The organism is Shewanella eurypsychrophilus, assembly GCF_007004545.3.
GTDB lineage: Bacteria > Pseudomonadota > Gammaproteobacteria > Enterobacterales > Shewanellaceae > Shewanella > Shewanella eurypsychrophilus.
Genome location: NZ_CP045503.2, coordinates 953,075 through 967,185, shown reverse-complemented (window position 1 = coordinate 967,185; position 14,111 = coordinate 953,075). Strand labels below are relative to the sequence as shown.

9 protein-coding genes and 1 riboswitch are annotated in these 14,111 nt (G+C 45.1%); of the genes, 3 read left to right on the top strand and 6 right to left on the bottom strand.

Going from position 1 to position 14,111, the window contains the following annotated elements; genetic code table 11:
* Nucleotides 1-40 precede the first annotated feature (40 nt).
* From FM038_RS03970 to FM038_RS03945, 6 genes are all read right to left on the bottom strand, one after another.
* Complete coding sequence (locus FM038_RS03970; protein ID WP_195873204.1) at nt 41-895, bottom strand: DUF7281 domain-containing protein; 855 nt, start codon at nt 893-895, stop codon at nt 41-43.
* Nucleotides 883-2,103, bottom strand: a complete 1,221-nt coding sequence (locus FM038_RS03965) for a phosphoenolpyruvate carboxylase (protein WP_142872056.1) — start codon at nt 2,101-2,103, stop codon at nt 883-885. Before FM038_RS03965 ends, FM038_RS03970 begins: the two co-directional genes overlap by 13 nt.
* Before the next feature lies 1 nt (nt 2,104).
* A complete protein-coding gene (locus tag FM038_RS03960; RefSeq protein WP_142872055.1) occupies nt 2,105-2,758 on the bottom strand; it encodes a hypothetical protein in 654 nt (217 codons plus the stop codon).
* Nucleotides 2,758-6,432, bottom strand: a complete 3,675-nt coding sequence (locus FM038_RS03955) for an ATP-binding protein (protein ID WP_142872054.1) — start codon at nt 6,430-6,432, stop codon at nt 2,758-2,760. Before FM038_RS03955 ends, FM038_RS03960 begins: the two co-directional genes overlap by 1 nt.
* A gap of 291 nt (nt 6,433-6,723) precedes the next feature.
* Nucleotides 6,724-8,073: an alanine/glycine:cation symporter family protein gene (locus FM038_RS03950; RefSeq protein WP_142872053.1), complete on the bottom strand. Its 1,350-nt coding sequence runs from the start codon at nt 8,071-8,073 to the stop codon at nt 6,724-6,726.
* A gap of 147 nt (nt 8,074-8,220) precedes the next feature.
* A riboswitch (glycine riboswitch) is annotated at nt 8,221-8,348 on the bottom strand.
* Between the two features lie 389 nt (nt 8,349-8,737).
* The gene (locus FM038_RS03945) at nt 8,738-9,448 is read right to left on the bottom strand and encodes a DUF3581 domain-containing protein (protein ID WP_142872052.1); all 711 of its coding nucleotides are present in this window, start codon (nt 9,446-9,448) and stop codon (nt 8,738-8,740) included.
* A gap of 260 nt (nt 9,449-9,708) precedes the next feature.
* On the opposite strand from FM038_RS03945, the gene FM038_RS03940 reads away from it, so the two are divergent.
* The 3 genes from FM038_RS03940 (at nt 9,709) to FM038_RS03930 (ending at nt 14,075) form a co-directional block, all read left to right on the top strand.
* The gene (locus FM038_RS03940; RefSeq protein ID WP_142872051.1) at nt 9,709-11,898 is read left to right on the top strand and encodes a TonB-dependent receptor family protein; all 2,190 of its coding nucleotides are present in this window, start codon (nt 9,709-9,711) and stop codon (nt 11,896-11,898) included.
* 355 nt (nt 11,899-12,253) lie between these two features.
* Nucleotides 12,254-13,441: a porin gene (locus FM038_RS03935; RefSeq protein ID WP_142872050.1), complete on the top strand. Its 1,188-nt coding sequence runs from the start codon at nt 12,254-12,256 to the stop codon at nt 13,439-13,441.
* Nucleotides 13,442-13,544: 103 nt separating this feature from the next.
* Nucleotides 13,545-14,075: an FMN-binding protein gene (locus FM038_RS03930; RefSeq protein WP_142872049.1), complete on the top strand. Its 531-nt coding sequence runs from the start codon at nt 13,545-13,547 to the stop codon at nt 14,073-14,075.
* Nucleotides 14,076-14,111 lie beyond the last annotated feature (36 nt).

Here is a 14,111-nt window from a genome sequence, read left to right as displayed (position 1 = left end):
GACTAGAGTAACGGCTAATATTTAGCGATTGTATTTGTACTTATGATTTCCTATTGTGCATTATTAAAGGAACTTCAAAAGCAAGTAGATGTTGCTGCTTAATGCTGACTCGTCTCTCGATGATAAATTGCTGTAGTGAAGGCCAGTGATCTGGGTGCTTTTGCATATAGTTGACGGCCTTGTGCTGCTTATCAAAATCTTTGCTATAGCTAGATGACTTTATTAATAATGACAATGAGTTGAAATCGGAGGATAAGATCTGGGTTGCCTTAGGTGTGGTTAACGCAATTTTGATACCGTCAGGATCGACATCGACAAACGCAACCACCTCAATCGTCTTAGGTAATCGCTGCAGTAACACCTTAACGCCTTTAGCTAAAGCGTCATGGCCTCGATACACTACTAAAGCCTGTCTTAAGTCAGCTGTAACCGAAAACTCATTCCAGTAATCAAATGCATCTAAATTCTCAACGACAACCACATGCGTAATAGTGTTATCCGGTGACTCAAGTAACTTAATGATCTGATCTAGCGGCACTCTGAGAGCGAGATCGGATGCAACTGCAGTAAATAAAGGCTGGGGTTTGATAAGTAAATATTGCTCATCAGGCTTAATACTCGCCAATTTGTCATCACGACTGTAGTGCGAAACTTCCTTGCGAGAGCCCTTAAAAGAGGTCATCAGTAGTGAGCATCCAAAGTAAGCTGCTGACATCTCATTCAGCTGATGCCGTTGAGCGGCGGTAAACAACAAATACCGCGTGGACTCATCAGGGCTCCCCACCTCAAGTTCAGCGTAAATCTTTTGCCAATTTGGGTTATAAGACACCTTGGCACTGCATTTTTTCAGCACATTGCTAATTAAATTTGCGTGAACCTTAGTTAAGCGAGCCACAGTTCAACATCTCGAATAACAAAGTTACCTGTGTATACCGGGTCTGGCTCACCTATCGATTCGAGTTCAAAATATTGTCTATGCTCTTCTGGTAGCCCCTCATACCCGCAGATAACCTGATATAGCCAGCTTTCACGATCCCAGTCCAGTGCTTGCTCATCTAAATACTCGAGTGCTGATTGGCTCTTACCTGAATCAATCACAGCACAAAAATACTCATCGACCGCGAGTTTAAGCGGATTATCGGGAATAGCAAAATCTTCAGATTGACTTAGCAAAAGCGAGGTATCTTGCTCAGCGATAGTTTGTCCAGCATTAAGCCTGTCGATGCGCTTAATATTCGATACGATCTCAAACAGCTCAGGTTCATATAAGGTGCTATGAATGTCAACCGAGGCAGGAGCCAGTAGCGCTTCGGCGCAGTTAAATAACCTAGGTAACTGCTTATGGCTAACATGATCAGCAGGTCTATAGTCAGGATGAAGATCGGTATAGAGCAACCAGCCCTTAAGCAGGCGTGTGCGGCCACGAATCTGACGGAACCGGCCTAACAGCTCAAGCAAGCGCCCCTGTACCACGCTTAATTCCTGAGTACAGTCGCTCAAGGTCTCTTGTAACGTGGTAACCAAGAGTTTTCTCAGCTCACGAATATCACCGGCAATCTCACCCAGCTCGCTAAATTGGAACATCTCCAATCCGTTGAGCAGTTCAGTCACCTGCTGTTGGGCCAGTTCATTCTCACGAATTTTGGCGTTAATAGTGCCTACGTAACCAAACTCATTGTTAATGCGACTCCATAGCACCCGAATGGAATACCTGAGCCCGTCAGCAAAGCTATAAACATGTTCATTTAGATCCGCAAGATAAGCCTCAGAGGCGGCATAATCAATGTTATGACGCGCTTCCTTATAATGCGCGGCTAAAGTTTTAATGCTGGCCAGCGAACTACCTACATTAGAGTCAATTTGGCGATTACGTTCGTCGCTCAATGCCTCTTCAAGTAGCGCACGTACCGAACGCTTTAGTCTTAACTCTTGCTCAGCTTCCGGACGCCATAAAATATCACTTTTACGCAGTTTATCTATTGCAGCAGCATTGGTTTCATCTTCCGAGACTGACCCTGAAAGATAAACATCCATCACCAGTTCTGCATGCCGGCCAAGCTGCTTGAGTAGCTTAACCCCTGCTTGATGTAAATTGCTGCTCATATTAGATCAGATCCCTTTGCGTCACGGTTTCGGCCTGAGCTTCCAGACTCAATCCTTCGGTCTCATCGATAAAGCGAATAACCTCATACAGGTAATCAAGCTTACCTGTGGCGATAAAGATCTGTTTCTCGGCATTCGGTTTAGTTAAATAACCTAGCTCGACTAATCGCTTAAAGACCAATTTTATCTGTGCATCGACATTACTGCTAGTTGAGCCAAACAGGCGATAATGGCTGATCTTAGCCAGTTGTTCACGAAACGCGGGGGTGTCCTCAATCCGGGTCTGCAACTCAGTGAGTCTCACAGCCACGCCTTCAGATAAGGGGGCATCTTGACCACTGCCCTCTTGTACTAACACCAGCCACTCCACCAGCGGAATAAGTGCGTTACAGATATCTTTAAACTGTGACGAGATCACCTTACGCTCACGATCACCGAGCTGCTGATAACCACAGAAGAAGACTTCGCCCTCACTCGCCGATCCGATAGTGCGATTAATCTGATTTAAATAGGTCTCGACTCGCTCGCGGGTATCTGGGTTTTTCAGCGCTCGCCAACCATCTTCATCTGTGATTCGACAGATAAACTGACCTTTAAGTAAACGCTCAATAAGCGCACTCGTCCCCACTAAGGTCGTTTCGCTATCTTGGCTCATTACACCGCCTCCTGAGTTCGTCGCTTGCTAAGTTTTTCGGCAATAGGATTGATTTGTGGTTTAACAACCTGCAGCTTTTTAGTCTGCTTATTAATAATGTAGCGATTAGCAAACAAACTCAGTACCTCAGACTCTGGATTAGGGAATGCGCCCAATACTGAAATATTATTGTTTTCACAGGCATCGAATATCTTTTTGACATTCGCATGGTGCAGTGTACCCAGCTCATCTATAGGCCAATGAATCGTCACCTCTGCTCGGCCACGTAAAAGACGAGTAAACGCCAGCAAGAATTTACATAAAATAAGGTAAGCCATACCGTGACTCGATGATTCATTTAACTGTCTATCGGTGCGGATAATAAGGTCGCTATTCCCCTCTTTTAAGCGCAGTTCAATTTCAAGCAGTTTTGATATGCCGCCAGATAACGCGGCGCGACCTATGATGTCGATAGCACGACGCATACTGTTGGTGTAATCCTCACCCGGAAGCTCATTAAAGCCATCAGCCTTCCATTGACGGAACGCTTTAACAAATGCTTCGAGCTCAGGCCAAAATTCAAGTTCACTAATACGCGAGCGGATCTTAACCGCTGACTCCGAAACACCATCGAGGAACAACTCTTCGCCGACTTCTCGGGTGATACGCGCACTTTGAGTGGCAATACGGCGATCGATATCGGCAAGTACATCATAGTAAGCAGTTAGATCAACACCGAAAATACGGCCTTGCTCTCTCAGTGCCATCATAGATTGCGGCACCATAACATTGAGTAGTTGTTCCAGTTGCGGGACCAGTTTGCGGTAGTCGATAATCCGAATGCCTTTGTCATTAACGAAGCTAGACTCTTCACGCGCTCGCTCCCAGAACTCTGACAAACTCGATCCAGACTTGCTGGCAATAACAGAGTCAAAATGCTCCACATATTGCTTCACAGACCCTAGTAATGAGTCACGCTTTAATAGCTGATCTTCACCTTGACGTAAGCGCTCACTCAATCCACCTTGGGCATCTTCATTATTGGCAGGAAGCTTTAGCTCTGTGAGTTTGCGCATCACACTGCGCAGCTTAGTTAAATTCTCAGAGGCTTCAACTTGCACCGCATCAGAGGATTTACGCTTAGCATCTAGCTCATTCCGCTGCGCCTTAACCTCATTTGATTTAGATTTAAGCTGCTGCTCTAATGCTAATGTGGCTTGCTTAACCGTACTCAGCTCTGTTTGCAGTTTAGGCTTGCGCTTCAGCCAAGTATGTTGGTACCAATCATCATAGCGCAACACTTCGCTACGACGCTGCTCGGCTTTACTGATATTTGCTTCAAGTGTGCGAATTTCGGCTTTAAGTGCAACGATTGTAGCTTCATCAATCCCGCGAGATTTGAGCTCATTTTTATACCACAGCTCACACGCTTTTTGTTCACTCTTAGCATGGTCTCGCCGATTTTGAATATTGGCTTTAATCTGGCCTAATTGGTTATCAAGCGCGCCAACGACCTCTTGCCAGTAGGCATTTTTCTCCATGCGCGCTTCTAACGCTTGCTCTTTTTGTGCTTCCAGCCACTCTTGCTGCTGTTGCTTTAACTGTTTTAACTCATTATCGAGTCGTGCTAACTGCTTTTGTGAAGCCGACTTCCGCTCGTTCAAGGCAAGCTGAATCTTCTCCTGCTCTGCACGTTTATCATCAAACAAACGGCGCAGATCATCGCGGCTATTTTTATAGGCTGTACGAGAAAAAGTAAGCTCGCGCGCCATAACATCGAGTTCAGCATTGACCGCAACCAGGTGCCCTTCGGCTTCCGTTTGTAGCTCTTTAGCACTGACTAGCAGCTCTTCGGCGTTGGCGTGCTTGATCCGTAGCTCTTGCTCAGACGCTGCATACTCTGGTGAATCGATTGCTTTGAGATCTAACGCTATGCCGTAAAGTGCTTCGAGGTTTTCCCCTGAAATAGCAGGGTGCAGATCGCTTCGATGCAGCAATTCTGAATTGATCACCTTGCCGAGGGTATTTTCCCAACCATTAGCTTCTTTGCGTAAAAACTCCAACAAGGTGTGTGACTGAGGGAACAGGATATGATGCAGCTCTTCGAGCTCACTTTGACGTTCAGTGACACGAATACCCGTTACTCGAAGACTTTCATTGGCTTGATCACGTTTGGCGCGAAGCTTGCGATCTTCAGTAGTAAAACGATCTACCCTGGCATTACACGCTTCTTGTTCTTCATCTGCACCGGTAATTCGCTCATCGAAAATAGCTAGCGCCAGCTTTTCCTCTTCCGAGTAAGTGACGCTATCCACCCGCACTTTTAGCTCAGCAGCTGACAGCTTAAGCTGATACCCTTGCTCACTGAATGTAGACTGCCCTTTGTCAGTAGCCTCACGCCATTGGCCCTCTAACGAAGCTAACTCCGCTCGGCCTTGTTCACGCTGTTTATCACGAGACTCTCTTAAACTGTCTTGCTCTTGATGCAAGTTTTCCAGCTCTCGGTTAAGCCCTTCACCAATCTTGCTACGGCGAGCATTATAAGCCGCCTCAATATCTTGGTGCTTTTCGGTTTGTAATTTATGTCGTTCAGATAAGTTTTCTAGTGTGCCACGCCAGCTTGGCAGCTGCTCAAGATCCAACTTAGCTCGTTCGATTTCAGCATCTTGAAAAGAGGCATGTTGATCTTCTATCGAGTCCAGTTCATATTCGCACTTGGCAACATCACCCTTTGCAGCCGACAAGTCTAAGTTGAGCTCATCACGCTGCTCTTTCCAATGGTCATCTAGCTCTCTTAACTTGGCGTTTAGCGCTTTAGACAAGTCTTGGTGATGCTCTTGCCTTTCAATTTCATCGGTTTCATCTTTGCTGTAACCACGACGTAAACTGGCGAGCCGCTGCTCAGTACTGAGCAGTTGGTCGAACTCTTGCTCTAATTTCTCAAATTCGGGTCGGATCAGCTCAAAGCCCTGAATAAGTTGGCTCTCTTTGATCCAAGATTCAACTTGCTGTGGATTAATACGTGAACTGGGCGGATTAACGCCATCTTCTTCCAAAATAGCGGCGATCATCGATTTGATCGTCTCCATCTTGCCCTCTTTCGAATGTACTGCTTTGGCGAGTTTCTCGATATGACGTAATGAATGCTCAGCCTCACACAAGGAGAACTGACGCGCATAATTACGTAACTCAGTGCGATTACTCCCCGTGCTCAACAAGGCTCTATCGTTTTGGATAATCGCCCTAAACTCACGCGTGTTAAGCAAGTTGGTCACAGCGACGCCAGCACGTTTCATCTCACGGCCAAGCTCTGCCATGGTAAAGCACTGAATATTATCGCCATGCTTTGTCTTGATATAATCATCAAGCTCAAAACCTTTACCGATAAAGCGATAATTAACCCCTTTACCATCGCCAGCCGATGCCAATACCGCTTGGTTAAGCAGACCGTCGGCACGCTTATATTCATAGATGATAAAGCTAGAGTCATGGGGCAGATACCAACGCTCAAAACTGTCTCGTGTAGACGGCACGACGCGACTTGGATACTCACCATAAAAGACGGGCACTAAGCGCTGTAATGTGGTCTTGCCAGAGGCGTTCGTACCACAAATATTGGTGTGACCATCGAGGGCGAGTTCAACTACGCCAGGTAGGTGCGTATTTATCAGCACAATTCGATTCAAGCTTGACATCTTTTTCCTTATCCAAACATTGCCGATACTCACGGCAACAGATCACTACAAACCCGGTTTATACTGGATATAAACTGGCTAATCTAATCTATTAAGTTTCAGTTTTGAGAGTCTAAAATAAAGCAAACCGCCATACTTGGCAATCGGGGAGTCACCCGTAATCAGCTGCAGTTTTTAGAAGCGGGATCATACGCTAATTTGTGGCAAAAAAATGCTTAAGTAAAGAGCGATTAAAGACACGAAAGTGCGTTCCTAGTACCTAGGTGCTAGGAACGTATTGTGATCATTTTATTATGCAACTACCGCCCTTGTTTCTCGCCTAGAGAAATAGCTCATGGTCTCGCCATAGATCACATGTCTGAGCCCTAATAGCGCGATCAGGTTAGGGATCGCCATCAAGCCATTAACGGTATCAGCGAGCAGCCAGATCATATCGAGCTTGATAAAAGCACCGACGGCAATCAGAAATAAAAACATCCCCTGATATAGCCTAAGTCCTCTGTCACCCACTAGATAATACCAGCAACGCTCACCATAATAGTGCCAACCTAAGATGGTGGTAAATGCGAAACACACTAAGGCGATGGTAACCACATATTGGCCAACAATGGGAGAGCTTCCTGCCATAAAGGCGGCACTGGTCATCGCGGCTCCCGCGGCATCACCACTCCACACACCGGTGATAATTAACACCAAGCCTGTCATGGTACAGATGATAATAGTATCGAAGAAGGTGCCGGTCATGCTCACCAGCCCCTGCTCTACAGGCTCATCAGTTTTCGCGGCAGCGGCGGCAATGGGGGCACTACCGAGCCCAGCTTCATTGGAGAATACCCCTCTAGCAATACCAATTTGCAGTGCTTGCGCTACGGTGGCCCCAAGAAAGCCGCCTGCGGCAGAGATAGGGGTAAAGGCTGAAGTGATCACCAGATCAAATGCCGGTAAAATCTGCTCGCTGAAACTAAACAATATTCCTAGACAGGCGGTGATATAAGCCAGTGCCATGCTAGGCACCAACCTTTTAGCCACACTGGCAATACGGGTCACGCCCCCTAATGTCACCACGGCCACCAACAGGGTTAATACCACAGCGGTCACCCAAGTTGGCACATCGAAGGCTATGGTCATCGCATCACTGATGGCGTTAACTTGAGCGAATGTGCCAATGCCGAAAAAGGCCACTGCGACGCCAAATACGGCGAATATTTTTGCCAGCCAGCTCAGCCCTAAACCTCGCTCGATATAGTACATAGGGCCGCCAGCAATCCGGCCTCTGGCATCTGTAGTGCGATACTTCACCGCTAACATACATTCGGCATACTTGGTGGCCATGCCGAAAAATGCCGCGAGCCACATCCAAAACAGCGCCCCGGGACCGCCAATCTTAATCGCAGTGGCGACACCGACAATATTACCCGTACCAATAGTGGCTGATAGCGCGGTGCAGAGCGCGGCGAAAGAGGAGAGGTCTCCCTTACCTGTGGCGGGTTTAAACAAGAGTTTCAACGCAAAAGGCAGGTAGAATACCTGAATAAGTTTCAGTCTGATGGTGAGGTATAAACCAGTACCGACCAGTAAACAGAGAGTAATAGGCCCCCAAACCAGGGCATTAATTTCAACTAGAAGTGATTCAAAGTTCATTGCAGTTCTCGATTATTAAACAACTAAATTAATAAACGGAATTGAACAAGAAATGGCTGTAACGCGCCGCAGCCGGACGCAATATAAAAAGCTAATTAGCATCTGCTAATTAAACATTATAGAGACAAACGACAGAGCTATGCAGTCATCCTCTCCTCTGTCCTTTTGCCTGAGCGTTTCGCGTCTAAGTAAATTAATCACTTAAACACTTTCGCCTTCGGCGCCGTGTACTAGCTTCAAGAAAAGCTATCGACGATCTCTCCAGAGGCTCGTCCAGTAGCAGTCCACGCCAATCACAATTGGCACCTGAAAGAGTGGTCTAGCCATTTTTCAATAAGCTAAACTTGCCTCGTCGGTGTGGGGGCGATTCCCCACTCTCCTGCTACCTTCATCCGAACGGATTGCTAAAATAGAACAAGTGGTGCTATTTTAGCGGAGACACAGCATGCATGATCGCGATAAAGCCGACAAGCTGTCAGATCACACTTTGATCATCTGTTATTTGAGTGTGGTTTTTTTCTGCATCTAGAGTTAATTATGAACGTGGTTTTAAGCAGGCGAGAGTGCACAAACTTGATAGCTACACTCTTATTGAGCACAATATTGAACACTATATTTAAGCACTCTATTGAAAATAGAGTGCTTAAATAGCGATAACTAAACGTTAAGCTTTTTCGAAGTCAGAGCGGTAGCTTTCATAATCGGCAACCATGGTTTTGGCTTGTTCTGCATCGTAAGGACGTAGACCACTCATCACCAATGTTTTAATACCGGTTCCCACTAAGCTGCTACCGCTATGCAGCTCAAATTTCAGGGTCACATCGCCACGTTTACCATCGATTTTAAGCTCCTGTCCAACCAATGACAGACTCACCTCTTCAAAATCTAGACTCGTCAGATCAAAAGACATACTTTCATAGATAACCAGAGGGCGTGTCGGGTTGATCATCATTTGGTGCTGTTCCATCATAGGCACTAGCACATGAGTAAAATTGTGACCCGAAAAAGCGACGTAACTACGAATAAATGATTCAAGTTGAGCTTCACATCGGCTCACATCACCATGGCGACTGACTTTAAGGTAGAGCTTATCTTTATCATCCCTAATCTCAAACTTTTGCTCCACAGAGTCTGGAAACTGCAACTCAACGCCTGCACCGACCATTCCAGTAAAGTTAAACCCCATTTTCTGGCTTAAACCATACTGACCTAACACCAATGAAAAAAGCAGGTCGCCAGGCACACAAAAACGCTTAGCACCAACACTATGGATAGGGTTAAAGTCTTGAGCGACCCCCTTAGCAAAATTGCTGGCCTGAATCTGCGTGACAGATAAAGTCTGATTTTCTTTTTTAAAATAAGGTGTTAGGAACATATTTACTCTAATGTTATATCGGTATTTCAAATCTGAGCACATTCTATATCACTTAACGTAAAACACTCACCCGATGACTTAGATCACCCATACCCACACAGGTTTAATCTATGTTAACAAATGTAAAGAGAAACCAAATTAAGTTAATTTTAAGCGTTAAGTATTAGGATGCACACGCAAATGAGAATCACTCTTATAAAGATTTGCTAAAAATGGTTAATCAGTGGTTTCTCTCTCGTGTATTGCGCAATGGAGTACTTATGCCGCAGCTTAAAACTTTATCTTTAAGTTTACTTTCGACAGCTTTACTAACAGCCCTATCTACGCCTGCATTTTCTCAAGAAAGCGCTTCAACAGAGCCGATGGAACAGATCAGCATCTTCGGCAAGAACAACCCACTAAACACTGTTCCAGGTAGTGCACATCAGATTAGCGAAGCCGAATTAGAGACCTTTAAGTATTCAGATATCATGCGCACACTCTCCAGTGTTCCAGGTGTCTATATCCAAGAAGAAGATGGTTACGGGCTTAGACCTAATATAGGCATGCGCGGTACAGGCCAAAATCGTACTGAAAAAATTACCATCATGGAAGATGGTGTGCTTGCGGCACCAGCACCATATGCATCCCCTGCAGCGTATTACTTTCCGACATCGGGAAGAATGCAATCTATCGAAGTCCTCAAAGGTAGTTCGACAGTCAAATATGGTCCGCGCACCACAGGTGGTGTGATCAACTTACTTTCACGCCAGATCCCAGAAGAAGACTTAGCAGGCAAAATCGATGTCGCAGCAGGCCAAGATGGCTTCGGCAAACTACACGCTTATGCAGGTGGTCAGGGTGAGCGAGTCGGTGGCGTATTTGACGTTTATCACTATCAGGCTGATGGCTTCCGTGATATCAACGGCGTGGGTGGCGATACTGGTTTTAAGAAAAATGATGCACTCGCAAAAATCAGCATACGTTCGGCTGAAGATGCAAAATATCATCAAGTATTAGAGATGAAGCTCAAATATTCAGATGAGACCTCAAACGAAACTTACATGGGCTTAACCAATGAAGATTTCGATGCAAATCCTTATACTCGTTACTCGGCATCACAAAAAGATGTCATGGACACTGAACACACCCAGATCCAGCTTAACCATATAATAGACTTTAGCGACAATTTAACTTTAGGTACTACGGTTTACCATAACGACTTCAAACGTAACTGGTACAAGACTAGCAAGATAAATGGTCAAAGTATCAGTGGTGACGGCACTCAAATTGCCGCAGACTTCGATAAAGATCCAACATCTGGCGATCTTGAAGTCGACGTAAAAGCCAACAATCGTGCCTACATCTCTCAAGGCATACAGACTGAACTTAACTGGTATACCGACAATCACGAAATTGCTTTCGGTGCTCGCTATCATGAAGATGAGATGGACAGGTACCAATGGGTCGATACCTATACCATGAGCTCAGATCAGGTCATGATAATGACTGAAGCTGGTACTCCAGGCACCGACTCTAACCGTGTCGACAGCGCCGAAGCCATAGCCCTGTATGTGCAGGATAAGATCCAGCTTGGAGACTTTAGCATCACTGCCGGCCTTCGCTATGAAGATGTCACCACCAATCGAATCGACTGGGGTAAAGAAAACCCAGGCCGTGATGGCGAGCCAAAGAAAGATATCAGTAATAGCTTCTCGGCTTGGTTGCCGTCACTTTCAGCTAGCTACCAGATTGACAGTGAGTGGTTAATTTTGGCTGGCGTACAAAAAGGCTTCTCACCTGCAGCCCCGGGTAATGCCGATCGCCAGGAGGAGGAAAGCTGGAACTATGAAGCTGGTGCGCGTTACAACGCTGGCGCGTTAACCTCTGAAGCTATATTTTTCTACAGTGATTACAGCAATATGCATGGTAACTGTACTGCTGCACAAGGCTGTGACGATGACAACATTGGTGATCAGTACAATGGTGGTGAAGTCGATGTTAAAGGACTCGAGTTTAGCCTAGCTTATAACTTCAATAACGATGGCGACATCAAGTTCCCAGTGAAGTTAGCCTACACCTATACCAGTGCCGAATTTGCCAACAACTTCGAGTCAGATTTTGACCCTTGGGGTGACGTTGTCGAAGGTGACAAACTGCCATATCTACCTGAAAATATCCTATTTGCATCGGCAGGTGTGACAAGTGAAAACTGGGCTCTGACACTATCGGCTCGTTACACAGACGAAGTCAGAACCGTAGCAGGGCAAGATGAAATTGAAACTGAACACCTTATCGAGTCAAAAACCATAGTCGATCTTTCTGGGCGTTACTTTATCTCTGATGCACAAGAGGTATACCTGACGGCAGAAAATCTATTGGATACTGAATATGTCACCACTAAGATCCACGGTTCTAACTTTGCTGGTAAGCCTATGACCGTCACTGTGGGTTATTCGTACAAGTTTTAACCATGAAAATATGCCTATATTCAGCTAATTTATAGGATATATCTTAGACGCTATTTTTATATACGAATTTAACGTGTCAGATAAGCTGATTTACCACTAAAGACGACTAAAATTTACATTAAAAAAAAGGTGAGCCATTGGCTCACCTTTTTTGTGTCTCAGTGAAGGTTATCCCTCTAATTTACAAAGTAAATACCGTCACTAGCATGTTTCAATACCTCCTCCATAATATTTACGAATTATTTACATTTGTTGATCTCTATCAAAAAGCAAATGATAATAGTTTGCATTATTGCAATCAGTTAAATAGAATCGCATCAAATTTAATAACCCTTTAATAACAACAGGGAAGAGAATGATGATGAAGAAAACCTTAATCGCTAGTGCTTTGTTTGGTATTTTAGCCTCTCAGACAGCATTCGCATCTGATGAGACTCAAGAGCTACGTAAAGTCATTGAGCAACAACAGAAAGTGCTGAAAGATCTTGAAAGACGCTTAGATGAAACCGAGAAGCGCGTCGAGAAAACTGCCGACGTAGTAGAAGCAACGGCTGAGTCAAAGAGTGCAACGACTATTGGTGGTTATGGTGAGCTTCACTACAACAACATTACCGATAACAAGTCAGGTAATGATAAAAAGTCGATCGATTTCCATCGCTTCGTGCTTTTCGTCGGTCATGAGTTCAGCGAAAGTACACGTTTCTTCTCTGAGCTTGAAGTTGAGCACTCAATTTCTGGCGATGGTCAACCAGGTGAAGTAGAGCTTGAGCAGGCTTATATAGAGCATGATTTCAACCAGATGTTTACTGGTAAAGCGGGTCTGTTCCTGATGCCAGTCGGTATCATTAACGAGACTCATGAGCCACCAGCATTCTACGGTGTTGAGCGTAACCCAGTTGAGAAGAACATTCTTCCAGCCACATGGTGGGAAGCCGGTGCAGCCATTAATGTTAAAGCAGCGCCAGGTCTGGCTTTCGACGCTGCTATGACATCAGGTCTTAAAGTCGATACTGACGGAAGCAAGGCATATAACATCCGCAGCGGTCGTCAAAAAGTGGCTAAAGCAGATGCTTCTGAACTCGCCTACACAGCACGTGTTAAATACACAGGCGTTGTAGGTCTTGAGCTAGCTGCTACTGCTCAGTACCAGTCTGACGTAACTCAAGGCGCTGGCGATGTGGATACTGCTTCTGCAACGCTTTTGACTGCTCACGCTATCTACAGCATCCAAAACTTTACCGTTAAAGCCCTTTATGCCCAGTGGGATATTGATGGCAAAGAAGCTGAAGACTTAGGTCGTAATGAGCAAAATGGTTGGTACATAGAGCCATCTTACCGCTTCAATGAAAGCTTTGGTCTATTCGCTCGTTACAACGAGTATGATAACGAAGCAGGCAACAGCGACGATACTAAGATCACTCAAACTAATGTTGGTGTGAACTACTGGTTACATGAAAACGTTGTTTTTAAAGCTGATTATGAAAAAATTGGCGGCGCTAAAGATGCTGATGGATTTAACCTAGGTGTAGGTTACCAGTTCTAATTAGAACTCATCCAGGCATTTTGCCAGTAATGAGTGCCCTTTAAAGGGCACTCATCTATATTTAATCCTCGTCCCCAACACTTTCATTAGCATCGAGCAGTTTATGAAGTTTTTCTCTTTTCTCATTACAATCTTCACACTCGTTTTTTGCTCTTTTCTGAGCTTTAACCTTGCCGCTAAAAGCGTATTCCAAGAACCTGATGACTTTATTAGCCAAGCGTTTAATGCCCCAACCCCTAAGGCAAAGGTATTCTGGCTCGATGACGAGGCCCAAGACGTTATCGAAGAGATCTTAGCTCATCGATTTAAGAAAATGCGTTTGAGATACTGGCAACAAGAATCTGAAACTGTATGGATTTTAGAAGAAATAGGCAAAGAATCTCCCATTACTGTTGCTATACACATTAAAGATCAGGCCATTGCACAAACTAAGGTGCTGGTTTACAGAGAAAGCCGCGGCGATGAAGTCAGGCATGATTTCTTTACTGATCAATTTAAATCGGCCAAACTAAAGGACGATCTAAAGTTAGATCAGCACATAGATGGCATCACAGGTGCAACACTGTCAGTCAGAGCACTGACAAAATTATCTCGCATCGCATTATGGTTAGATGCCCACGTCACTAAAAGTTAAACTTAGCTTTGGCTGTGATGCAGGAGGCTAAGCCAA